Here is a 25,168-nt window from a genome sequence, read left to right on the forward strand (position 1 = left end):
CTCCTCTTCGGAGGGGTGCGGCCCTTCGCATGCGACGGCACGCCCGGGCGCCTACACCCAGCCGCGCTGCGCCGCCCGCATCCCCAGCTGGAAACGGCTCGCCGCGCCCAGCCGCTCCTGCAGATCGCTCACCCGGCGGCGCAGTGTCCGCAGGCTCACCCCCAGGTGACGGGCGACCGCCTCGTCCTTCATCCCGGCGGCCAGCAGCCGGGTCAACGTCCGCTCGTCCTCGGTGAGTCCACCGTCGGAGACCGGCTGGCCGAGCGGGGTCGCCTGTTGCCAGGCCAGCTCGAAGAGCTTCTGCAAGGCCTCGGTGACCGCCGAGTGCCACACCACGACGGCACAGTAGCCGCCGGCCGCGGAGGCGGTCAGCGGCAGCAGCGCCCGGCATCCGTCGACCACCAGCAGCTTGAGCGGCACGGTCGGCAACACCCGGGCCTGCTCGCCGAGTTCGACCATACTCAGGGCGCGGGACAGGACCTTCGGATCCTCCAGGCCGGTCGCCGCGTAGATCCCCCGAGAGACGATTCCGCGGCTGAGCAGATCGGCCTGGAGATCCACCTGCGGAGCGGGCGGGGCGAGATACGGCGGTGTGTCGAAAAGGCACACCTCGTGCTCCGCGCGCGCGTACATCTCCTCCAGGCGTGCCGCGATGGCGCCCTCGCCGGAGGCCACCTCGACCAGCCGGGACGGCTCCTCGCGAAGCAGCCCCGCCTCGTACGCGGTCGCCATCTCCTCGGCGGTGGCGGCCAGCAGTTCGGACTCCGTCTCGCGCCGCCGGATCAGCGCGCGGATCGCCACCCGGGGGTCGACCGCCCGTAACCCGCCCATGGAGTCCGGTGGTTGCAGCAGCCCGAGCGTGAGCAGCCGGTTGCAGGCCTCGCGGACCCGGGCCGGGGAGGCACCGGTCAGCAGCGCCCAGCCGGCCGCGCCGGCGTCGGGCTGGTTGAGGATTGCCTGGTACAACAGCTCGTCGAACGCGGAGACCCCCACCGCGGCCCAGGGGCTCGCGGCAGGGGTCTCCCTTGCCGTGTCGTATGCCGTGTTCACCATGGCCCGGCACGGTAGACGATCTTTGTTAAGACTTTTCGCAACGTTTGGCTACGGTCGTCTACTTCAGGCCGAACGCCCGTACGACCGTCTGGTCGACGATGTTGCCGTCCCGGTCGCCGGCCCGTACGCGCAGCGACACGAACCGGGCGTCCTTCTTCGGGTGCTTCAGCTCCGCCTTGCCGTGCTTGACCTTCACTTCCTTCCACGAGGTGCCGTCGTCGTACGAGACCCAGGCCTTCAGGGAACTGGCGGTGACGCCGCCCGACTGGTTCCGGACGGAGAGGCCGAGCTTCGAGGTGTGTCCGGCCTCAGCACTGTTGAGAAGGTTGAGCCCGGCCACGTCGTAGTCGACCGAGAGCAGCCCGAGCGCCGTCTGCTGGTCCGTGTGCGCCGAGGCGAAGGACCATTCGGTGTGGGTGGCGGTGGAGTACGCCGCCCAGTCGGCCGTGCGCTGCGTGTCGACCACGAGGCGGTACGAGGACTTCGCCGCCGGCGCGGTGAACGTGCCGTAGCCGCCGAGTGCGGTGTCGCCGACCAGTTGCCCGTCCGCGTACAGCTTGCCCTTCGCGGTGTCCAGAACGTTGTCCGCGTATCCGTAGTGGCCCGGTGTGGCATCGCTCAACTCCGGGACACGGAAGGTGAGTTTGTCACCGGTGCGCTGGGAGAGGCCGGCCTGCTGAGCGGTCGCCGGGCGGACGACCTGGCCCAGCCAGTCCTCGGTGGGCTGCTTGCCCGCCTTGTCGAAGGTCCGCACGGGACCCCACTGAGGCTGGTTCGCCTTCCAGTTGGGATAGACGGCGTGCCAGATCCGGTTGTCGGAGACGTTGTAGTACTCGGTGCGCTCCGTGCCGAGCCGCACGTTGGTGGTGGTCGCGATGTCGGCACTCTGCCAGGGGCGGTACCGGTACACGGCGTCCTTGCCGACATCCCCGGCCCCGGCCCCGTGGTAACGAACCGTCTGCTTCACCGTGTTGGAGCTGTTCAGGTTGTACGTCTGGTTCGCCGAGACGGCTCCCACCTGCGGGAACATCACGTTGTACACATACGGACTGACCGGAGTGCCGGCCATCTTCAGCTTGACCTTCTTCCCGCTCTTCAGCAGGGCGCCGAGCTTCGCGCCGTCCTCGCCGGTGGCGATCATCAGCGGGACGGTCGTGCTCTTCGCCCAGGCGATCCAGTACCCGGGCGTCTCGCGATAGGCGAGGACGTAACCGGCCCCGGCCGCGGTCGCGTTGGCCAGCGCCTCGTCCGGCGTCCCGCCGGCGACCACTCGGACGACCGCCACCTTGCCCTTGACGTCGAGTCCCGCGAAGTCGGCCGCGGTGCCGGCGCCCGCGTCCACCGCGCGCACCGTGTGATCACCGCTGACCTTCACGGGCAGGCCGCTGTCCGTCTGCGCGTAGTCGAGGGGCAGCGCGTACTTCTCCGGGCCGGTGACGCTCGCCGTCAGCTCCTTGGCGTACAGCCGGAACTTCGAGGAGAACTCGAACATGCCCTGGGTGACCTTCTCGGTGGGCGCCACATAGATGTGGTCGGTCCACCAGCCCTGGCTGTAGGTCACCCCGAAGGCAGTGCCCGGGCCTTCCCGGTGCCAGTTGGTGCTGAAGCCCTGGAACTCGGAGTCCTCCTTGGTCTTCGGCTTGATCTCGACCGCCTTGCGGGCGTCGAGGACGACCTCGGTGTCACGGTCGACCTTGATCTCCGGATCGCCGACGACCGAGGTGTTGACCTCCAGTCCGGCCGCGTCCCGCTGCGAGATCCAGGACGCCGTGGAGTACGTACCGGCCGGCACCTTGAAGGTGTAGCTCTTGCCGATGTACCCGTACGTGTCCGGGTAGGCGCCGTTCAGCTCCTGCAGCATGAAGATCGACGACGAGGTGGTCGGCTTGCCGTCACGGCCCAGCAGCGACACCTTCAGGTCGTAGGTCTTCGGCAGCTTCTCGAAGCCGATGGCCGTGGTGACGAGGACGCCGTCGGCGCTGGCGGTGATGTGGCCCGTGTACCGGCCCGTCGCCTCCTTCGCCGGGTCGACCGTGACCGCGACGGTGGCGGTGCCCTTCGCCGGGACGGTCACCGTGTCCGTGTTCAGTGTGGCGTCGTGAAGTGACGAGGACACCTTCAACTCCACCGCTTTGTCCGTGGTGTTGGTGTACGTGATGTCCTTGTCGGCGGCCTCGGTGTCGGTCTCCTCGTACTTGCCGAAGCTCAGCGTCGGCGTCGCGAAGACGCCCTGGTTGACGGCCCGTACGGCGTCGACCCGGCCGTCGCCCTGCTCGAAGACGTCGGCGTCCGGCATGGTCTTCGCCGTGGTCGCCAGCGCCTGCTTGATCTGCTGGCCCGTCCAGTCGGGGTGGGCCTGGGCGACCAGCGCCGCGGCGCCCGCGACATGCGGGGTGGCCATCGACGTACCGCTCGCCGTCGTGTAGTAGTCGTCGACCGGCGTACCACCAGGCATGCTGGTGCCCGCGGCGCGGGCCGCGGTGATGGCCACGCCGGGCGCGGTGATCTCCGGTTTGACCGCGTAGTCACCGGCGCGCGGACCGCGGCTGGAGAACGAGGCCAGCTTGTCGGACTTGTCCACGGCGCCCACTGTCAGCGCGGAGTCGGCGATGCCCGGGGTGCCGACGGTCTGCTCGGACGGGCCGGAGTTGCCCGCCGCGATCACGAAGAGGGTGCCGGTGGACTCGGACAGCTTGTCGACGGTCTCGCTCAGGATGTCGGAGGGGCCGGTGGCGTCACCGCCCAGCGACATCGACACGATCTTCGCGCCGGATGTGGCCGCCCACTCCATACCCGCGATGATCCAGGAGTCCTGGCCGTGGCCGGTGTTGTCGAGCACCTTGCCCACCGCCAGTTCCGCGCCCGGCGCCACGCCCTTGTAGCGGCCGCCCGAGGCCGCGCCCGATCCGACGATGGTGGAGGCCACGTGCGTTCCGTGGCCGAATCCGTCCTGCACCCCCTCGGCGGGCACGAAGCTCTGGGACTCCGCGATCTTGCCCGCGAGGTCGGGGTGTCCGGTGTCCACGCCGGTGTCCAGGACGGCGACCTTGATGCCCTTGCCGTCGTAGCCCGACTTCCACACCTCGGGTGCGCCGATCTGCGGCACGCTGACGTCGAGGGACGCCTGTACCTTGCCGTCGAGCCAGATCTTGTCGATGCCCTCGCCGAGTTGCTTGGCGGCCTTGGTGGTCGGTTCGGTGCCGAGAGCGGGGGCGATGTCGGCCCAGAAGGAGGTCGACTTCTTCGCGCTCAGCGCGGCCCCGTCGATCGCGGGCAGCTTGAGCGTCCGGCGTGCGCCGTCGGGGGTCGCGCTGCCGCTCTTGTACGTCGCGATCACCGGGGTGGTGCCGGTCTTCGCGTCCGTGTATCCCTGCTTCACCAGCTGGGTGACGTTGAACAGGGCCGGGTCGAGACGGCCCGCCTTCACCAGCGGGATCGCGTCCGCCGGTAGGACACTGACCTCGCCGTCGCGCTCGCTGGACAGGAAGGTGGCGGCCTCTCGGCCCTTGCCGCGCTGGATGTCGACGGCATATTTTCCGTCCGGTCCGGCGGTGAGCGACACGGTGTCGCCGGTGATGAGGGTGACGGTCCGGGTGCTGCCCTGCGCCGCGCCCGGTGGGGCGTCGGGCGAGGGGGTCGGGGCCGCTGCCGAGGGCGCGACCGCACCCGCGAGCAGAGCGGCGGCGCCTGTCATGGCCCAGAGGGCGTGGAGTCTTCGCATCTGTGGGCTTTCCTTCCCTTGAGAGACCTGGTGAGGTCTGGACCACTGTGCGGGCCGGGGGAGAAGAGGCTCAAGGGATTCCTGTGGCCGGGCCGTGCCAATGCCCCCTTCGGCCAAGGGGGTTGAGAACCGCCGGTTCCTCCCGGGAGGCCCTTCGCACGGCTGCGGCAAAGTCGGAACACAGGGTTCTCCCAGCGAACCGGGACAGGATCGTCATATGTCTGGCACCCGAAGCGAACGTCTCCACGCCACACGCGCCCCCGGCGACCCCACCCGTGGCGAACGCCCCGGCGGCCACCGTGTCCCCGGTGAGCGTGTCTTCGTCGACGGCGACGGGGCCCGCGTGCGCGGCGGGCATGACGGGGCCGAGCGCCTCTGCGACGGACGTGACGGCGGCGACCGCCCCCGTGTCGGACGGGACGGTGGCGAGTACGTCCACGGGGCTGGGGCCGGCGTGCGCGGCGGACGTGAGGGCGGCGACCGCCTCCGCTCCACACGCGCCCCCGGCGACCCCGTCCGTGGCGAACGTGCCGGTGGCCACCGAGTCCCCGGTGAGCGTGTCTTCGACGACGGCGACGGGGCCCGCGTGCGCGGCGAGCGTGACGGCGGCGACCGCCCCCGTGTCGGACGGGACGGTGGCGAGTACCTCGGCGGGGACCGCCTCCGTGGCGAGCGGACCCGCGGCGAGCGGACCCGTGGGGACCGTGTCCGCGTGCTGATCGTCGACGACGAACCCGCACTCACCGAACTGCTGTCCGTGGCCGTCACCGAGGCGGGCTGGCGGCCCTACCCGGTCGCCGACGGGCACAGCGCCCTGCGCGCCGCCCGCGGCTGCGCCCCGCACGCGGTCGTGCTCGACGGGATGCTGCCCGACCTCGACGGCATCCAGGTGCTGCGCAGGCTGCGGTACGAGAATCCGAGACTGCCCGTCCTCATGCTGACCGCGCGCGACGCGCTGGAACACCGCATCGACGGCCTGTCCTCGGGCGCCGACGACTACGTGACCAAGCCCTTCTCCCTGGAGGAGGTCGTCCTGCGGCTGCGCGGACTGCTGCGCAGGGCCGGCGCCGAACCGCTCCGGGCCGACGACTCCGTCCTGGTGCTCGGTGACCTCGTCCTGAGCGAGGAGACCCGCGAAGTGCGCCGCGACGGTACGCCGATCCAGCTCACCGCCAAGGAGTTCGACCTGCTCGGGCTGCTGCTCGGCCACCCGCGTCAGGTGCTCAGCAAGGCCCAGATCCTCGACCACGTGTGGAGCAGCTCCTTCGACGGTGGCGGCAACCTCGTCGAGGTCTACATCTCCAGCCTGCGCCGGAAGATCGACAAGGGCCGGGCGCCGATGATCCACACCGTGCGCGGCGTGGGGTACGCGATCCGCCCGGTGGAGGACGGGAGATGAACCTCCGACGGAACCGGCTCCCCGGCCGCTCCCGACCCACGGCGCGGGTCGGACGTTCGCTGCGCACACGGCTGTTGCTCTTCATCAGCGCCACCCTCGTCGCCGTCTGCGCCGCGATGGCCCTCACCACCGTCTTCGCCCAACGCTCCTACCTGCTCGGCAACCTGGACCAGCGCGTCACCGACGCCGCCGAGCGCAGCCAGGGCGGCCTCCAACGCCGCAGCGGCGACGACACGGACCTGGGGTTCCTCAACGAACGGGGACAGGCCGTCGGCACGCTCGCCGCCCGGTTCGACGAGGACGGGGGCATCCTCGCCGCCGAGGTCGTCACCCACGACGGCGGCCGACAGACCCTCACCGCCGTCCAGCGCGCCGCCCTCGACGGCATCACCACCGACGGCTCCCTGCACACCCGTACCGTCCCGGGCCTCGGCAGCTACCGTGTGACCGCCCTCGGCGGCGACGGCGTCCCCGTGCTCACCGGGCTCCCCATGGGCGACGTACAGGACATGATCGGCCGGCTGGTCGCGGTCGAGGGCGTGGTGGCCGCCGTCGGCCTCACCGCCGCGGGCTGCGTCTGCGCGGTCGTCATACGGCGCCAACTGCGCCCCCTCGGACGGGTCGCCGCCACCGCCGTCGAGGTCTCCCGCTCCCCGCTGGGCCACGGCGAGGTCACCGCCCTGACCCGCGTCCCCGAACGCGACACCGACCCCGGCAGCGAGGCCGGCCAGGTCGGTGCCGCCCTCAACCGCATGATCGACCATGTGGAGTCCTCGCTCGCCGAACGCCGGCGTGGCGAGGAGGAGATGCGCCGCAGCGAGGAACGCATGCGCCGCTTCCTCGCCGACGCCAGCCATGAACTCCGTACACCTCTCGCCTCCATCGCCGGATACGCGGAACTGATGAACCGCGGCACCGAACGGATCGAACCGACCCTGGCCTGGCGCCGGGTCTCCGCCGAGTCGGCCCGGATGACCGGCCTCGTCGAGGACCTGCTGCTGCTCGCCCGGCTGGACGAGGGCCGGCCGCTGCACGCGGCCGAGGTGGACCTCGCGGCACTGGTCGCCGAGGCGGTGTGGGACGCGCGGGCCGCCGGGGACACCCACAACTGGCAGCTGGCGCTGCTGCTGGACACCCCGGCCCTGGTCGTCGGCGACGAGGCACGGCTGCACCAGGTGGTGGCCAACCTGTTGGCCAACGCCCGTGTGCACACACCCGTCGGCACGACCGTGATCGCCTCGGTGGAGGCCACGGAAGCGGCCTGCGTGATCCGTGTCCGCGACGACGGTCCCGGCATCCCGCAGCACCTGCTCCCGTCGGTCTTCGAACGCTTCACACGCGGCGATGTCTCGCGCGCCCGCGGCGGCCCCACGGAGGGCGGCTCCGGCCTCGGACTCGCCATCGTCGAGGCGGTCACCGTCGCCCACGGCGGTCGCATCCACGTGGAGAGCGCCCCGGGCCGTACGGAGTTCACACTCGAACTGCCCCCGGCCGAAGGCGCCAGGACCCCGGACCCGGCAACCACTCCGGCAACCACTCCGGCACCCGCGTCGGCCTGATCCCCGGTACCTCCTTCGCCGCCCCTGTGTACCCACCATGAAGGTCAACGGAATTGTTGACAATTTCTTCGGCGGCGACATACGTTCACGGGCGTCAGACCGAGGCGTGCGCCATGCGCGGGTGACGCGACAGCGGCCCGCCCCGGCGCCCGGAAGGGAGCGGTTCGTTGTCCACGCGCCGGCCTTCCCCCCGCCGAACCTGCTGGACCTCTTCCCGCCGCACTTCAGGTTCGCCTCAGGTTGCTCCCCCAGAGTCGTTCGCGCCCGGCCGTCCGCCACGGACGTGCCCACGACGAAGGGATCCAGCGACGATGACCGAGCTCGACACCGGAGAGCACACGGCGCAGTCCGGGACGCCTCCGCAGTCCGGGACGGACTCCCGCGCCCACTCGGACCGGCGCAACTTCATGCGGAGGGTCTTCTTCGCGAGCGGCGCCACGGCCGTGGCCACGATGGGCGGCGCCGGAGCCTGGACCGCGCTCGCCGACGACACCGCCACCCCCACCGCCTCCGCCATACCGAGCGGCGCGCCCAGCGGCAGCCCCGGCGGCGGCGCGGGCGGCCCCGGCAACCAGACCATCACGGAGGACTTCTTCGGCCTCACGACCGACGGCAAGCGGATCGACGACCTTTACGCGATCCACTCCACGGGAGTCGCCACCGCTCCCGTGATCGCCGCCGCGAACGCCTTCCTCGCCGGGCTCACCGACACCCAGAAGACGGCGACGCAGTTCACGGTCCACTCCACCGAGTGGCGCCTGTGGAGCAACGTCGACTCGTACGCACGTCAGGGCGTCACCCTCGCCGACATGACGGACCATCAGAAGACTCTGGGTACCGCTCTGTTGAAGTCGGCGCTCAGCGCGGACGGCCTGGAGACCACCGAGAAGATCCGCAGGATCAACCAGGCGGCCGGCGAGGCGATCGGCAACACCGCTTCCTTCAACGAGGACGCGTACTACTGGACCGTGATGGGCACCCCGTCGGCCACCGAGCCCTGGGGCTTCCAGTTCGACGGCCACCACCTGGTCGTCAACTACTTCGTGCTCGGCGACCAGGTCGTCATGAGCCCCTGCTTCTGGGGCTCCGAGCCGACCTCGATGGAGATCGACGGTGAGACCGTGACGGTCTGCCACGAGGAGGTCGTGGCGAGCCTCGCCTTCGTCAACTCCCTCACGCGGGCACAGCAGGCGGTCGCCATCGAGTCCGCGACCAAGTCGAACGAGTCGATGAAGGCGGGCGCCTTCTCCGACAACGCCGTGCAGACGTACACCGGCCTGCGCGCCGACGTCCTGAACGGGGCGCAGAGGAAGAGGCTTCTCGGCATCGTCGAGGCCTTCGTCGGCCGCGGGAAGGCCGATGCCGCGAAGGTGCGGATGGCCGAGGTCCGCAAGTACCTCGACCACACGTATGTGACCTGGGCGGGCGGCACGGCCGACGACTCCGCCTTCTACGTCCGGGTGCACAGCCCGGTCGTCTGGGTCGAGGTCGACTGCCAGGCCCCGGGCCCGCTCGCGGGCGCGTACGGGGCCACGCAGGGCAGCGGCGCGACCCAGAAGCACGTCCACTCCATCATCCGCACGCCCAACGGCAACGACTACGGGAGGGAGCTTCTTCGACAGCACTATCTGACGTCACCCCACCATCGGTGACGTGACCGACTCAGGTGGTTTCTCAGTCATAGGAAAATCGGTACCTGAGTGGTTTCTCCGTCATGGCGAGGGCCGCACCCGTTGTCAGGGGGTGCGGCCCTCGTGCGTGATGCGCTTACACGTGAAGCGCTTACACATGAAGCGTTTACAGAGGTGGTCGTGCGCGCTAACGTCCGCATGAGGTGGGAGCGCTCCCATACGGCGGACCGGAACCCGCCGGGAGTTGCTCCCGCCTCACCTCACATTCCCGCGACATCGAGCGAAGGGTCTGCTCGTCATGGCCGCAGCTGTCATGAACGTGACAAGGTCTCGATTATCTCGGCCTTCCCGCCGCCGCTCCCTCCTCCTCGTCCTGCTCGCCCTCCTCGCCGTCGTTCCCGCCCTCGGCCTGGTCGTCACGGCCGGCGGAAGGGCGGCGGCGCACGGCACCCCCATGAAACCCGGCAGCCGTACCTTCCTGTGCTGGCAGGACGGGCTGACCGACACCGGCGAGATCAAACCGGTGAACCCGGCCTGCAAGGCGGCCCAACAGGTGAGCGGCACCACGCCGTTCTACAACTGGTTCTCGGTGCTCCGCTCGGACGGTGCGGGCCGCACCCGCGGCTTCGTCCCCGACGGGGAACTGTGCAGTGGCGGCAACCCCAACTTCACCGGCTTCAACCTGCCCCGGAGCGACTGGCCGCTCACCCATCTCACCTCGGGCGCCACGGTCGACTTCTCCTACAACGCCTGGGCCGCGCACCCGGGTTGGTTCCGCGTCTACGTCACCAAGGACGGTTTCGACCCGACCAAGGCGCTCACCTGGAACGACATGGAGGACCAGCCGTTCCTGACCGTCGACCACCCGCCGCTCAACGGCAGCCCGGGCACGGTCGAGGCCAACTACTCGTGGACCGGACAGCTCCCCGCGAACAAGTCGGGCCGCCACATCATCTACATGGTCTGGCAGCGCTCGGACAGCGCGGAGACCTTCTACTCCTGCTCGGACGTCGTCTTCGACGGCGGCAACGGCGAGGTGACGGGTGTTCACGACCCCGGCAACCCCACCGAACCCCCGCCCGGCGTCTGCTCCGCGACCCGTCGGACGACCAACAGCTGGAACGGCGGCTACCAGTCGGAGGTGACCGTCACCAACTCCGGAGACGTGCCGATGCTCGGCTGGATGGTCGACTGGACCCTGCCGGGCGGGCAGTCGGTCGTCAGCCTCTGGAACGGCAACGCGACCTACAGCGGCCAGGACGTGATGGTGCACAACGCCGACTGGAACGGTGCGTTGGATCCCGGGAAGAGCGCGACCTTCGGGTACGTCGTCTCGGGCTCCGGCGGTGATCCCGCGATCGCGCTTCCCTGTCAGGTCGGTTGAGCGGCTCTGGGCGGACCGGGTGGGTGGTGTGGAACTCACCCGGTCCGCGAGCCCGGGCGGGCGAGGGGGGTGCTGCCCGGGTTGGGGGTCCCCCTGCTCGAGCGCAGCCGAGGGCTTGGGGGAGCGTGGCTTGTGACGACCTAGGTGTGCGACAACGTTGTCTGATGGTCTGTACATGACTCTACCGCCTCAACCGACAACGATGTCAAGCGAGTTGGGGGACCACAGGGGGGCGCGTTGCGCCATAGGGGTGTGCGCCGAGCGTGCCTGTGGGGGCGCACGCGGTCTTCCGTGGTACCCGTGGCGCACGTTACTGTCCCTGCGGCTTGTGCGACCTGTGGTGCGCGACCCGTCCGAAGGAGGAGGGGCCGCGTCATGCGTTTCCGTCCGTCATCCGTCCTGCTCGCCGTCGCCCTGGCGGCCGCCGGGATCACCCCCGCCGTCACCCCCGCGGCGGCCGCCACCGCCGCACCCGATCTCGTCCGGGACCCCACCACCCACGTCGACCCGCTCATCGGCACCAAGAACGGCGGCAACGTCTTCCCCGGAGCCGTCGTCCCCTTCGGCATGCTCTCCTGGAGCCCCGAGAACACCCGCGGCGACGCCACCCGCACGGCCGCGCCCGGCGGTTACCAGTACGACGCCACCCGCATCAGGGGCTTCAGCCTCACCCACATGTCCGGCACGGGCTGCGCGGGCGGCAGCGGCGACATCCCCTTCTTCCCGTACGCCGGTGAGATCACGTCCTCCCCGGCGAGCGACACCAAGGACACGGTGTACGCGGCCGACTTCGCGCACACCGACGAGACCGCCGAGCCCGGCCACTACAAGGTCGGCCTCGCCTCCGGCGTCACCGCCGACCTCACCGCGACCGCGCGCACCGGCTCGGGCCGCTTCACCTTCCCCGCCGACAAGCCCGCCTCGCTCCTGGTCCGCAGCGCCAACTCCGAGGTCGGGTCGACCGATTCGACCCTGAAGATCGACCCGGCGACCCGCACGGTCTCCGGGTCCGTCACCTCGGGGAACTTCTGCGGCTACCTCGACCCCGAGGGCCAACGCGCCTACTACACGCTCTACTTCACGGCCCGCTTCGACCGCGACTTCAAGTCGACCGGCACCTGGCAGGACGACAGGCTGAGCCCGGGTTCCACGGAGGCGAGCGGCGGCACCGGCGGCTTCGCGAACGGCGGCCGTCCCGTCGCGGGCAAGGGCGCGGGCGGCTATGTGGAGTTCGAGCCCGGCGCGGACCCCGTGAACGTCAAGGTCGGCATCTCGTACGTCAGCCAGGCGGGCGCCGCCGCCAACCTCGCCGCCGAGAACCCGCCGTCCCGCTCCTTCGCCTCGGTCCAGGACGCCGCCCACCGGGCCTGGCGCGACCAGCTCGGCGCGATCAGGGTCGGCGGCGGCAGCGACAGCGACCGCACCACCTTCTACACCGCGCTCTACCACGCCCTCCTGCACCCGAACGTCATCAGTGACGCCGACCGCAGATACCGGGGCCCCGACGACAAGGTCCATGTCGTCGGCCGCGGCCACCGGGCCCAGTACGGCACCTTCTCCGGCTGGGACGTCTACCGCTCCCAGGTCCAGCTGCTGACCCTGCTCAGCCCGGACACCGGCTCCGACATCGCGCAGTCGCTGCTCGAACTCGCCCGGCAGAACGGCGGCGTCTGGGACCGCTGGCTGCACGGCGCGAGCGGCACCCACGTCATGAACGGCGACCCGTCCCCGACCGCGCTCGCCGGCATCCGGGCCTTCGGCGGCACCGACTTCGACCTGCGCGGCGCGCTGGACTCGCTGGTCAGGGCGGCGACCGTGCCGACCGAGGGCGACCTCTCCTCCTCGGGCAAGCCGGTCCTGTCCGTCGGACAGCGGCCGTCGCTCGACAAGTACCTCAAGCAGCACTACATGCCGTCCGTGTCCAACGCCTGGGGCGGCGCCGCCGAGACCCTCGAGATGTCCGGCGCGGACTTCGCGCTCTCCCAGCTCGCCACGGCGGCCGGGAAGAAGCAGACGGCCGCCGACTTCGCCCAGCGCTCCCAGTGGTGGCAGAACAACTTCAACATCGCGGCCGACCCGAGCGGTGGCTACGTCGCGGGCCGCAAGGCGGACGGCAGCTGGGTCACCGGCTTCACCCCGGCGACCGGCAACGGATTCGTGGAGGGTACGGCCGCCCAGTACACCTGGATGGTGCAGCACAACCCGGCCGGGCTCTTCGCCGCGATGGGCGGCCGAGACAAGGCACTCGACCGCCTCGACACCTTCTTCCACAACGCCGACGGCAGCTGGGCCCTCACGGGCAACGGCGGCGACAAGTCGGAGCTGGACAACGAGCCCTCGATCAACGTGCCCTACCTGTACGCCTACGCGGGCGCGCCCTACAGGACGCAGGAGACCGTCCGCGCCGCGATGACGGGGTTGTGGTCGACCCGGCCGGGCGGCATCCCCGGGAACGACGACCTGGGCGAGATGTCGTCCTGGTACGTCTTCTCCGCGCTCGGCATGTATCCGCAGGTCCCCTCCCGCGCCGAACTCGTCCTCGCCTCACCGCTGTTCACCCGGGTGGAGATCAACCGGCCCGGCGGCAACGACATCGAGATCCGCGCGAACGGCGCCGCCGCCGACGCCCCGTACGTGCAGTCGCTGAGGGTCGACGGCCGTACCAGCGACCGCCCTTGGCTCCCCGCCTCCTTCGTCCGCGACGGCGGCACGCTCGACTACACCCTCTCCGGCACCCCGAACCGCACCTGGGGCAGTGACCCGGCGGCCGCCCCGCCGTCCTTCCGCGAGGGCGAGCAGCCGTACCAGATCGGTGTCGGCCCGACCACCGCGACGCTCGCACCCGGCGGCAGCACGAAGCTCGACATCCGTGCCCTCGCGTTGAGCGGCGGCACCGGCCCCGAGGTCCGCTTCAAGGTGGACGCCCCGGCCGGCGTGACCGCGACCCCCGCCGAGGGCACCGTGACCGACGGCGCCCAGGAGATCACCCTGTCCGCCGGTGACACCGCCCAGCAGGGCTTCTACGACGTCAAGGTCACCGTGACGTCGGCCGCCACCTCGTACGAGCAGCCGGTGGCCCTCACCGTCGCGGCGCCCGGCTCCCTCCTGGCCGCCTACAACAACACCGGTGTCTCCGACGACACCGGTGACCACGACGAGGCCGACTACGACGGCGGCGGCTGGAGCTACTCCCGTCAGGCCCTCGCCGCCGCCGGCCTGGCCCCCGGCACCCAGGGCACCGTGGACGGCCTCACCTACACCTGGCCCGACTCTCCCACCGGCCGCCCCGACAACGCCTCGGCGACCGCCCAGAACATCGAACTCGCCCACCCGGCCGACCGGTTGTCCTTCATCGGCAGCGCGGTCAACGGCAACCAGCAGACCCATGCCACCGTCACCTACACCGACGGCAGCACGGACTCCGTCGACCTCTCCTTCACCGACTGGACCGTCGGCGGCGGAGGCGGCACCGTCCAGTACGGCAACGAGACCGTCGCCAGGACCGCGTACCGCAATGTCGCGGGCGCCGACAAGGACCCGGTGGCCACCTACGTCTTCGCCACCAAGCCCTTCCAGGCCCCGCCCGGCAAGACCGTCAAGAGCGTGCGACTGCCGGACAACGCGGATCTGCACGTGTTCACCGTCGCGGTGAGCTGAGACCCCGGCCGCACAGCAGGGCGGGCGCGGAGAGTGATCTCCGCGCCCGCCCCGCCCGTGTGAGGGTGTCAGCCCAGCAGTTCCACCTCCGCGAGCGTCGCCTCGCTGTCGAGGACCAGGCGGTAGTGCGCGTACGAGCCCGGATGCGCGACCGAGAACACCCGGGTCTGCTTGTCCCAGGTGAAGGACTCGCCGGAGCGCTTGTCGAGGTCGGTCCACGTGGTGCCGTCGGAGGAGCCCTGCAGGACCCAGCCCCCCGGGGCCTTGGTGTGGTCCGCGGACGAGGTCAGGGTGTACTGAACCCCCTCGGCCGCGGTGGACGTCGGCAGGTCGACCGAGGTGACCGTGGCGTCCGTCGCCGAGGTGTTGTCGAAGAGCGCGCCGTCACCCTTGAGGACGTCCGCGCGGGGCGCGGGCACCTTGTCGTCCTGGGTGATCGACACGGGCGCCGCGTCCTTGCCCGTGCCCCACGACGACGGCTTGGAGCCCATGTCGAACTCCAGCACGCCACCACGGGAGATGAGCGAGTGGGGCAGCGAAGTCGACGTCCAGCGCTTGCCGTTGAACTTCACGCCCTGCACGTACACGTTCTGCGCGCTGTTCCTCGGCGCCTTGACGACCAGGTCCTTGCCGTTCTCCAGGTGCACGGTCGCCTTGGTGAACAGCGGGGAGCCGATCGCGTATTCGCCGCTGCCCATCACCAGCGGGTAGAAGCCGAGCGAGGAGAAGAGGTACCAGGCGGACTGCTCGCCGTTGTCCTCGTCGCCGTGATAGCCCTGCCCGATCTCGCTGCCGGTGTAGAGGCGGGAGAGGACCTCGCGGACGTTCTTCTGCGTCTTCCAGGGCTGACCCGCCGCGTCGTACATGTAGTTCACGTGGTGGGCCACCTGGTTGGAGTGCCCGTACATGCCCATCCGTACGTCGCGCGCCTCGGTCATCTCATGGATGACCCCGCCGTAGGAGCCCACGAAGTCCGGCGAGGCCGTCTCGGGGGTGGCGAAGAACGCGTCGAGCTTCTGGGCCAGCCCGCTCCGGCCGCCGTACAGGTTGGCGAGGCCCCGTGAGTCCTGCGGCGCGGTGAAGGCGTACCCCCAGCCGTTCGTCTCGGTGTAGTCGTAGCCCCACACACGCGGGTCGTACTTCGAGGAGTCGAGGCGCCAGTTGCCCTGCGCGTCGCGGCCCTGGAAGAACCCGGCCTTCGAGTCGAAGAGGTTCACATAGTCCTGGGCCCGGTTGAGGAAGTACGCGGACTCCTCCTTGTAGCGCTTCTTGCCGGTCTTCTTGTAGAGGGCCTGGCCCATCTCGGCGATGCCGTAGTCGTTGACGTATCCCTCCATCGCCCACGAGAGGCCCTCGCCGGTGGCGGTGCTGGTGTAGCCGAGGAAGGGGGACGTCGACATGCCCTTGCGGCCCACGCCGGAGGCCGGCGGGACGACGGTCGCGTTCTTCAGGGCGGCGTCGTAGGCCGCCTCCGCGTCGAAGTCCACGCCCTTGACGTACGCGTCCGCGAACGCCACGTCCGAGGAGGTGCCGGTCATCAGGTCCGCGTACCCGGGGGAGGACCAGCGCGAGGTCCAGCCGCCGTCCTTGTACTGCTGCACGAACCCGTCGACCATCTCACCCGCCTGAGAGGGCGTCAGGAAGGAGTACGCCGGCCAGGTCGTCCGATAGGTGTCCCAGAAGCCGTTGTTGACGTACACCTTGCCGTCGACGATCTTCGCACCGGTGTGGGTGGGGGTGTCGGGACCGGGCATGGCGGAGAACGGCGAGGCGTACTGGTACTTCGAACCGACCTTCTCGAAGCCGGAGTTGGGGTACAGGTACAGCCGGTACATGCTGGAGTACAGCGTGGTCAGCTGGTCAGGCGTCGCGCCCTCGACCTCGACCTTGCCGAACAGCTTGTCCCACGTCTTGCGCGCCCGCTCCTTGACGGTCCCGAACGAGGTGCCGTCGGGGATCTCCTGGCGCAGGTTGTCCTTGGCCTGGTCGATGCTGATGAGGGAGGTCGCCAGGCGCAGGGTGACCGTGTGGTCGGCGCCGGGCTTGAACTTCAGGTATCCCTTGACGCCGGACGAGCCGCTGTCCGTCACCGGCGCGTCGAACACCCCGTAGACGAAGAGCCGGGTCGCACCCGTCGACAGCCCGGACTTCACATCCGAGAACCCGGTGACGATCCCGTTGTCCTTGTCCAGCGTGAGACCCGCCTGTTCGGTCACGTTGTCGAAGAGCACGCTCGCGTCCTCACCCGGATAGGTGAAGCGCAGGGCCGCGGCGTGGTCGGTGGGCGCCATCTCCGCCTTGAGACCGTTCTCGAAGGTCACCCCGTAGTAGTACGGGCGCGCGGTCTCGTTCTCGTGCCGGAACGCGAGCGCGCGGGCGGTGCGGCCGGTGTCCGGGGTGCCCGAGGCGGCCGAGGGCATCACCTGGAAGGTCTGCCGGTCACCCATCCAGGGGCTCGGCTCGTGGCTCGCGCTGAACGCCTCGATGGTCGGCAGGTTGTCCGCGTTGTTCGCGCGCGCGTAGTCGTACAGCCAGCTCAGTGAGCCCGCGTTGGTCACCGGCGTCCAGAAGTTGAAGCCGTGAGGGAGGGCCGTCGCCGGGAAGTTGTTGCCGCGCGAGAAGCCCCCGCTGGAGTTGGTGCCGCGGGTCGTCAGCGCGTAGTCGGCCAGATGCGCCTTGGGCTTCTCGGGAGCCACGGTCTTCAGCGCCACGTCGTCCAGCCAGCCGCGGAACTTCGCCGGGCCCCGGGGGGAGTCGTACGCGAGGAGTATCCGGTCGACGGTCTTCCCGGCCGCGACCGAACCGATCCGCGAGGCGACGTTGTTCCACTGGTTGACGTACAGCACCTTGGCCGCGCCCTGCCCCTGCGGCGTCAGCGCGAACCCGTGCTGGTCGACCGCGTTCAGGTCACTCAGATAGGTGCCGTCCGTGAACGCCAGGTCCACCGACACGTTCGTGGCGTCGTAGTCCCGGTCGCCGTCCGCCATCGAGGGGAAGATCCGGTAGGACAGCTGGGTGTCGCGCCCGACGCCCACGTTCACGTCGAAGACCTTGTTGTACGAGTACGCCCGGCCGTCCGCCTTGTGGGTACCGGCGTAGCGCAGGGCCCGCTTGCCCGTGAAGCCCGCGCCGGCCTTCGCGGTGGGGGAGCCGCTCGGGCCCCGGTCCACCAGCGAGAGCATGTCCTTGGGCGTCGGGTCGTCACTCTGCCCCGTGGAGAACTGGACGTCGGCGAGCTGGAGGATGTCGCCGCCGTTGTTCTTGGTGACGTCGAGCCGGAAGTGCTGGTACTCGACGGGGCTCGCGATGTCGTACGACTTCGTCTGGAACCGCTCGCCGAAGGACTCGCCGGAACGGGTGTCGAGGGTCTTCCAGTCCTTGCCGTCCGTGGAGCCCTGGAGGGTCCAGTCCTGGGGGTCGCGCTCGTCGTGGTCGTTGGCCGACGTCAGCGCGTACGTGACCACCTTGACCGGGGCGTCGAAGTCGAACTCCGCCCAGCCGGTCGGCTCGAAGGTCAGCCACTTGGTGCTCGACTCGTCGTCGACGAGGTTCTCCTTCACCTCGCCGCCGCCGGTGTTCTCGCCGCTCGCCCTGACATCCGTGACGTGGTCGGTGACATTGCCGGGGATGCCGCTGCTGTAGCCGCCGTCGACACCCGACGCGCGCTTTGCGCCGTCTGCTCCGGTGTCCACCGTGTTGAGCCAGGTCGGTGCCGGATCGCCTGATTCGAACGAGGAGGCGAACTCGCTATCGGTGGACGCCGTTTGGGCCGGAAGGGCAATCGCCGTGCCCTGCGAGGCCACTACCAGTGAAAGCGCTACCACCCCCATTATCGTTGAGGAACCCCATCTGAGCCGAGCCGGAGAACTCCGTCTGTACCGAGCTCTGTGCTGCATGCGCGAGCACCCTCCCTGGCCATGGACAACGTTGTCAGATTTGCTGCGCAAGGACCAGTAGGGAGTCAAGTTGTCAGTGGTGTCAAGGGTGTTGGATGTGGCGTCCGGGGCGAATATCGTGCGACGAGCTGCGCATTACTCCCATGGTGGGAGATTGGTGCCCTGTCGATCTTCCCCCGGGGAAGTCGCGGACGCCCCATATTTCCGCGAGGTCTCAACTCGGAAAAGACCCGCGGGTAAACCCGCTTTCGATCTTGCTCCGCTGGCGGGAAGTGGACTATACCTGTCGGCACCCGCCCAGCCGTTCGACGGCCGCGGGCAGGCACGTCCCGGGGGGAATCGGACGTCGGCGGCCAGTGTGACGGGCAGGGATCGCCGCGTTGACCGACTGAATCCCTCACGCACGACCCCAGCTTGACCTAACCGCGGTGCCGGGGAGGATCCGGTTCACCGCCTGAGTCCTGGAGAAGGCGAGGACTTGAGCATGGGATCCACTTCCGCCGAGAACAGCAACACCGAGGGTGTCGGACGCCGTGACCTGATCAAGCGGTCCGCGGCACTCGGCCTGATTACCGTACCGACGATGAGCTTTTTGTCCGCTTGTGCGAGCAGCGACAGCGGTTCCGGTGACAAGGCCAAGGCCGGCAAGAAGACCACGAAGAACCCGCTGGGCGTCAACGAGACGGCCCCGCTCGCCGTCGTCATCTTCGACGGCGGATTCGGTACGAAGTACGCGACCGACGCCAACGCCCAGTACAAGACGGCCTACCCGAAGGCCAAGGTCAACTTCCACGCGACCCAGAAGATCCAGTCCGAACTGCAGCCCAAGTTCAACGGCGGTACCCCGCCGGACCTGATCGACAACTCCGGCGCCCAGCAGATGGACATGGGCGTGCTCGTCGGCAAGAAGCAGCTCACCGACCTGACCCCGCTCCTCGACGCGCCGTCCATCGACGACCCGTCGAAGAAGGTCCGCGACACGCTGCGCCCCGGCATCGTGGAGATGGGCCAGTTCGACGGCGCGCCGGTCTGGATCATGTACTACGCGTACACCGTCTACGGCGTCTGGTACTCGCAGACCGCCCTCGACAAGCTCGACGCGACGTACCCCGAGACCTGGGACGCGATGCTCGCGCTGTGCGAGAAGGCGAAGAAGAAGGGCATGGCCGGCTGGACGTACGCGGGCAAGTACCCGTACTACCTGCCGTTCTCGCTCTACCCCTTCATCGCCAAGATCGGCGGCCGGGAGGTTCTCGACAAGATCGACAACCTGGAGCCCAACGCCTGGAAGGACCCGGCCGTCAAGTCGGCGTTCGAGGCGTACTACGAGCTCTACAAGAAGGGTTACATCCTCCAGGGCACCCCGGGCATCGACCACATCCAGTCGCAGACCGCCTGGGCCAAGGGCAAGGCACTCTTCATCCCGAACGGCTCCTGGGTGGAGAACGAGTCCGCGAACGTCATCCCGAAGGACTTCAACCTGGCCGTCAGCGGCCCGACCGGCCTGGACAGCTCCGACAAGATGCCGTTCGGCACCATCTGGGCCTCCGGCGGCGAGCCCTTCATCGTGCCGGCCAAGGCGAACAACCCCGAGGGAGGCATGGAGCAGCTGCGCATCATGCTCAGCGAGGCCTCGTCGAAGAACTTCACCAGCCAGGTGAAGTCGCTGACCGCCTACAACGGCGGCACCGACGGCATCACGCTGACCCCGGGCCTCAAGTCCGGTGTCGCGGCCCTGGAGAAGGCCGGGACCAACGTGGTCAACCCGCGGCTCCAGGACTGGTACGTGAAGCTTCAGAAGGAGCAGATCGGTGTCGCCGGTCTCGGCGAGATGATGGCAGGGCGGCTGACCCCGGCCGAGGCCATCAAGAAGATCCAGGGCTACGCGGACGCGGCGGCCAAGGACCAGTCCATCAAGCACTACAAGCACCAGTAGCGGCGCGTGTCCACGCGTCGCCGGCGGTGGCATCCGCGATTCGATCGGGGTCGGTAACCATGCAACACGGCAAGTACCGGTTCATCGTGGGGTTCTTGGTGGCCCCCTTGGCGTTGTACGCGATCTTCGTGATCTGGCCCTTCGTCCAGGCCATCTACTACTCGTTCACGGACTGGACCGGTCTGAGCCCCGACTTCAAGATGGTCGGTTTCGCCAACTACACCAGAATGCTGCACGACGACATCTTCTGGAAGTCGTTGCAGCACAGTCTGCTGTTCGCGTTGCTGCTGCCGCTGGTGACGCTGGGCCTCGCGCTCTTCTTCGCCTTCATGCTCAATGTCGGTGGGCGGCGCCGAAAAGGCGCCGCCATCACCGGAGTGCGCGGTTCGGGTTTCTACAAAATCGCCTACTTCTTCCCGCAGGTGCTGTCGATCGCGATCGTCTCCCTGCTTTTCCAATTCGCCTACAACCCCAACGACGGCGTCATCAACGGGACGTTGAAGGCCATCGGCCTCGGCAGCGTCCAGCCGGACTGGCTGGGCGACCCGAACCTCGCCCTGTGGTGTGTGATGGCGGTGCTGCTGTGGAGCACGGTCGGGTTCTTCGTCGTGCTGTTCTCGGCGGGCATGGCGTCGATTCCGAAGGACTTCTACGAGGCCGCGCTGCTCGACGGCGCGAGCCGCGCCACCACCTTCTTCAAGATCACCCTTCCGCTGCTCTGGGACACCGTGCAGTCGGGATGGGTGTACATGGGGATCCTGGCGCTCGGCGCCGAGGCGTTCGCCGCCGTGCAGATCATGACCGTGGGTCCCGGCGGCCCCGACTACTCGACCACGGTCCTTCCGCTGTACGTGTACCAATCGGCGTTCCGTGACGCGAACGCCGCCTACGCCACCACGATCGGTGTCGCGCTGCTCATCGTCACGCTGCTGTTCGCGGCGATCGTGATGCGAGTGGGCCGGCGCGAGCGGTTGGAGTTCTAGCATGAAGACCACTGACACTCCGCCGCCCGTGGAACCGGTCGAGGACCGTCCTCAGGTGGCAAAGGAGAAGGCGCCGCCGGAAAAGGCGAAGAGCAGTGAGGGCGGCGTCCTCAACGCCTTCTCGCACGGCATTCTCATCATCTGGGCGATCATGGTCGTACTGCCGCTGCTGTGGGCGGTGATGACGTCCTTCAAGAACGACGACTCCATTTTCAGCTCGCCCTGGTCGCTGCCGGACAAACTGCACTTCGACAACTGGTCGCGCGCGTGGTCGCAGGCCCACATGAGCGACTACTTCGGCAATACGCTCATCGTGGTGGGATTCTCGCTGGTCGGTACGCTCGTGCTCGGCTCGATGGCGGCGTACGTCCTCGCCCGATTCGAGTTTCCGGGCAACCGCTTCATCTATTTCCTCTTCGTCGGAGGAATGAGTTTCCCGATCATGCTGGCCCTGGTGCCGTTGTTCTACGTCCTGAACAACATGAGTCTGCTGAACACGCTGCCGGGTCTGATCCTCGTCTACATCGCCTACTCGCTGCCGTTCACGGTCTTCTTCCTGACGTCGTTCTTCAGGACACTGCCGACCTCGATCGCCGAGGCGGCGTTCGTCGACGGTGCCTCGCACACCAGGACCTTCTTCCAGATCATGCTGCCGATGGCCAAGCCGGGCCTGGTCAGCGTCGGGATCTTCAACTTCCTGGGCCAGTGGAACCAGTACATGCTCCCCACCGTGCTGAACACCGACCCCGACAAGAAGGTCCTCTCCCAGGGCCTCGTCGAGCTGGCGACCAGCCAGGGCTACAAGGGCGACTGGTCGGGCCTCTTCGCGGGCCTGGTGATGGCCATGCTCCCGGTGCTGGCCGCGTACATCATCTTCCAGCGACAGGTGGTCCAGGGGCTGACGGCGGGGGCTCTCAAGTAGGCCGAGCGAGGTGACGGCCAAATCCGTCGAACACCGAGAGCTCTACCGAGTACGTAATCCCTTCCGAAGATTCGGAGGGGATTACGCGTACGCGGTCCCGCATATTCACGCACATGCGGTTCCGCATATTCGGTACCGCACATTCGGTTCCACATATTCGGTCCCGACTATTCGGCCTCGGCTACTCGGCCTCGACTACTCGGTTCCGACTACTCGGTTCCGCATTCCCCGGTCCCCGAAAACGGCCCCACCCGCCCGGAGGGGATCCGCGGGAGCCCACGCCCGGCGGGGCGGCGTCGTGGTCGTGGTCTTGATCTTGTACGCCGGGACGGCGACAACTTGTAATCAGTCGGGGTGTGACCTGGGCCATAGAAGGATCTACGGCCCAGTCTGTCCCGCACACGTGTGCTCATCCGCGCCGGATGCAGCTCAACCTCTTGACGGGAGGTAACCCAAACAGCTCAGCTTAGAGTTCACTAGTTGGACATAGGCGGGGCCTCATCGTGGCGGCCTCGTACGCGGGAGGTCGTCGTGGAGACTCCGGGGTCGCAGTCGTCGCTGCACCGAGCCAATCTGGAGCGCGTCGTACGTGCGGTGCGCCTTGCCGGTTCGCTCACGCAGGCGGAGATCGCGAGGACGACGGGCCTCTCCGCCGCGACCGTTTCCAATATCGTCCGAGAGCTCAAGGACGGCGGAACGGTCGAGGTCACCCCCACTTCGGCGGGTGGCCGCAGGGCCCGCAGCGTGTCCCTGAGCGGGGACGCGGGCATCGTGATCGGCGTCGACTTCGGCCATACGCATCTGCGCGTCGCGGTCGGGAACCTCGCCCACCAGGTGCTGGCCGAGGAGTCCGAGCCGCTGGACGTGGACGCGAGCGCCGCACAGGGCTTCGACCGGGCGGAAGAGCTGGTCAGCCGCCTGATCGCGGCGACCGGGGTGGACCCCTCCAAGATCGCGGGCGTGGGACTCGGCGTGCCCGGTCCCATCGACGTGGAGTCGGGGACCCTGGGGTCCACCGCGATCCTGCCGGGCTGGACCGGCGCGAAGCCCGCCGAGGAGCTGCGGGGGCGGCTGGGCGTGCCCGTGTACGTGGACAACGACGCCAACCTGGGTGCGCTCGGCGAGCTGGTCTGGGGCAGTGGGCGCGGGGTCAAGGACCTGGCGTACATCAAGGTCGCGAGCGGTGTCGGCGCCGGGCTGGTGATCGACGGCAAGATCTACCGCGGGCCCGGCGGCACGGCAGGCGAAATCGGGCATATCACTCTTGATGAATCCGGCCCCGTCTGCCGCTGTGGCAATCGGGGTTGCCTGGAGACCTTCGCGGCGGCGCGCTATGTGCTGCCGCTGCTGCAGTCCAGCCATGGCACGGACCTGACCATGGAAGGCGTCGTCAGGCTGGCTCGGGAGGGCGATCCGGGTTGTCGGCGGGTGATCGCCGATGTCGGCCGTCACATCGGAAGCGGTGTTGCGAATCTCTGCAACCTGCTCAACCCGAGTCGGGTGGTCCTCGGCGGCGACCTCGCCGAGGCCGGCGAACTCGTTCTCGGACCCATCAGGGAGTCGGTCGGCCGGTACGCGATCCCCAGTGCCGCACGTCAACTCTCCGTGCTGCCAGGGGCACTTGGCGGTCGTGCGGAGGTGCTCGGGGCCCTTGCTCTCGCGCTCAGCGAGATGGGCGATTCGACCCTTTTGGACGGATCGCTGTCCGCGAACGCCCCTGCCTTCACTTAGAGAACGCATGGCACCGTTGCCATCTCGTTAAGTATTTACTTCTTGACGTCGCTCGCGTGGCCGAGTTGACTTCCAGCCACCTCGGCCGCAACGACGCGGCCTCGTCAGGGAGGTTTCAAGAGTGAACACGCGTATGCGTCGTGCCGCGTTTGCCGTTGCCGCTGGTGCGATGGCCGTTTCGCTGGCTGCTTGTGGCAGTGCCAAGGAGTCCGGTGGCAGCAAGAGCGACAGCTCCAGCTCCGCCAAGAAGGGCGACGCGATCAAGGTCGGCCTGCTCCTTCCCGAGAACCAGACCGCGCGTTACGAGAAGTTCGACAAGCCGCTGATCGAGAAGAAGGTCAAGGAGCTTACGAACGGCAAGGGCACGGTTCAGTACGCCAACGCCAAGCAGGACGCCACCACGCAGGCCCAGCAGGTCGAGACGATGATCACCGACAAGGTGGACGTCCTCATCGTCGACGCTGTGGACTCCGCGGCCATCAAGAACTCGGTCCAGAAGGCCAAGGACGCCGGCATCCCCGTCGTCGCCTACGACCGTCTCGCCCAGGGTCCGATCAGCGGTTACACGTCGTTCGACAACACGACCGTCGGTAAGACCCAGGGCCAGGCGCTCCTCACCGCGCTCGGCTCCAAGGCCAAGTCCGGCAAGATCGTGATGATGAACGGTTCGTCCACCGACCCGAACGCCGCCCAGTTCAAGGCCGGTGCCCACTCCGTCCTCGACGGCAAGGTGAACGTCGGCAAGGAGTACGACACCAAGGACTGGAAGCCGGAGAACGCCAACGCCAACATGGAGGGCGCCATCTCCGCCCTCGGCAAGAAGAACATCGTCGGCGTCTACTCCGCCAACGACGGCATGGCCGGCGGTATCATCACGGCCCTGAAGGCCGCGGGCATCTCCGTCCCGGTCACCGGCCAGGACGCCGAGCTCGCGGGTGTGCAGCGCATCATCGCCGGTGAGCAGTTCATGAGCGTCTACAAGCCGTACGCCCCCGAGGCCGACGCCGCCGCCGAGATGGCTGTCGCGCTCGCCCAGGGCAAGTCGCTCGACACCGTCGCCAAGGACAAGGTCGACAGCCCGACCGACAAGGCGATCCCCTCGGTCATCGTCGCGGTCGTCTCGCTGACCAAGGACAACATCAAGGACACCGTCCTCAAGGACGGCGTCTACACGGTCAGCGACATCTGCACGAGCGCCTACAAGGCCAAGTGCGACGCGCTCGGCATCAAGTAGTCCGAGCAACTGAAGTAGCCGCCGCAAGTCTCTATCCACGTACGGGAATTCGTTCTTGAATT

13 protein-coding genes are annotated in these 25,168 nt (G+C 68.6%); 10 read left to right on the plus strand and 3 right to left on the minus strand.

What is annotated here, in order from left to right; genetic code table 11:
• Positions 1-51 precede the first annotated feature (51 nt).
• The gene (locus tag FNV62_RS37580; RefSeq protein WP_097286570.1) at positions 52-1,053 is read right to left on the minus strand and encodes a response regulator transcription factor; all 1,002 of its coding nucleotides are present in this window, start codon (positions 1,051-1,053) and stop codon (positions 52-54) included.
• 58 nt (positions 1,054-1,111) lie between these two features.
• Positions 1,112-4,774 carry a S8 family serine peptidase gene (locus FNV62_RS37585; RefSeq protein WP_143628429.1) on the minus strand — a complete coding sequence of 1,221 codons (3,663 nt, stop codon included), beginning with the start codon at positions 4,772-4,774 and terminating at the stop codon, positions 1,112-1,114.
• A 712-nt stretch (positions 4,775-5,486) separates the two neighbouring features.
• Here FNV62_RS37585 and FNV62_RS37590 point away from each other — a divergent pair.
• The 5 genes from FNV62_RS37590 (at position 5,487) to FNV62_RS37610 (ending at position 14,404) form a co-directional block, all read left to right on the plus strand.
• Positions 5,487-6,173: a response regulator transcription factor gene (locus FNV62_RS37590; RefSeq protein ID WP_097289255.1), complete on the plus strand. Its 687-nt coding sequence runs from the start codon at positions 5,487-5,489 to the stop codon at positions 6,171-6,173.
• A complete protein-coding gene (locus FNV62_RS37595; RefSeq protein ID WP_143656040.1) occupies positions 6,170-7,732 on the plus strand; it encodes an ATP-binding protein in 1,563 nt (520 codons plus the stop codon). The genes FNV62_RS37590 and FNV62_RS37595 overlap by 4 nt, the downstream gene beginning before the upstream one ends.
• Positions 7,733-8,043: 311 nt before the next feature.
• Entirely contained in the window at positions 8,044-9,384 is a 1,341-nt protein-coding gene (locus FNV62_RS37600; RefSeq protein WP_143656041.1) for a DUF3500 domain-containing protein, read from the plus strand.
• 277 nt (positions 9,385-9,661) lie between these two features.
• The gene (locus tag FNV62_RS37605) at positions 9,662-10,747 is read left to right on the plus strand and encodes a lytic polysaccharide monooxygenase (protein ID WP_225900492.1); all 1,086 of its coding nucleotides are present in this window, start codon (positions 9,662-9,664) and stop codon (positions 10,745-10,747) included.
• A gap of 375 nt (positions 10,748-11,122) precedes the next feature.
• The gene (locus FNV62_RS37610; RefSeq protein WP_143656042.1) at positions 11,123-14,404 is read left to right on the plus strand and encodes a GH92 family glycosyl hydrolase; all 3,282 of its coding nucleotides are present in this window, start codon (positions 11,123-11,125) and stop codon (positions 14,402-14,404) included.
• Positions 14,405-14,472: 68 nt separating this feature from the next.
• On the opposite strand, the gene FNV62_RS37615 is transcribed toward FNV62_RS37610, so the two are convergent.
• Positions 14,473-18,234, minus strand: coding sequence for a GH92 family glycosyl hydrolase (locus FNV62_RS37615; protein ID WP_225900493.1), 3,762 nt, complete (start codon positions 18,232-18,234; stop codon positions 14,473-14,475).
• 550 nt (positions 18,235-18,784) lie between these two features.
• Between FNV62_RS37615 and ngcE the strand changes: the two genes are divergently transcribed.
• The 5 genes from ngcE (at position 18,785) to FNV62_RS37640 (ending at position 25,106) form a co-directional block, all read left to right on the plus strand.
• Positions 18,785-20,236, plus strand: a complete 1,452-nt coding sequence (gene ngcE / locus FNV62_RS37620; RefSeq protein WP_143628436.1) for an N-acetylglucosamine/diacetylchitobiose ABC transporter substrate-binding protein — start codon at positions 18,785-18,787, stop codon at positions 20,234-20,236.
• A gap of 59 nt (positions 20,237-20,295) precedes the next feature.
• Complete coding sequence (locus FNV62_RS37625; RefSeq protein ID WP_054234021.1) at positions 20,296-21,219, plus strand: carbohydrate ABC transporter permease; 924 nt, start codon at positions 20,296-20,298, stop codon at positions 21,217-21,219.
• Between the two features lies 1 nt (position 21,220).
• A complete protein-coding gene (locus FNV62_RS37630; protein WP_060899982.1) occupies positions 21,221-22,141 on the plus strand; it encodes a carbohydrate ABC transporter permease in 921 nt (306 codons plus the stop codon).
• Between the two features lie 531 nt (positions 22,142-22,672).
• Positions 22,673-23,872 (plus strand): ROK family transcriptional regulator, encoded by a 1,200-nt coding sequence (locus FNV62_RS37635; protein WP_054234019.1) that lies wholly within the window; start codon positions 22,673-22,675, stop codon positions 23,870-23,872.
• A gap of 133 nt (positions 23,873-24,005) precedes the next feature.
• A complete protein-coding gene (locus FNV62_RS37640) occupies positions 24,006-25,106 on the plus strand; it encodes a sugar ABC transporter substrate-binding protein (RefSeq protein WP_054234018.1) in 1,101 nt (366 codons plus the stop codon).
• The last annotated feature ends 62 nt before the right edge of the window (positions 25,107-25,168 follow it).

It is taken from the genome of Streptomyces sp. RLB3-17, assembly GCF_007113425.2.
Lineage (GTDB): Bacteria > Actinomycetota > Actinomycetes > Streptomycetales > Streptomycetaceae > Streptomyces > Streptomyces mirabilis_D.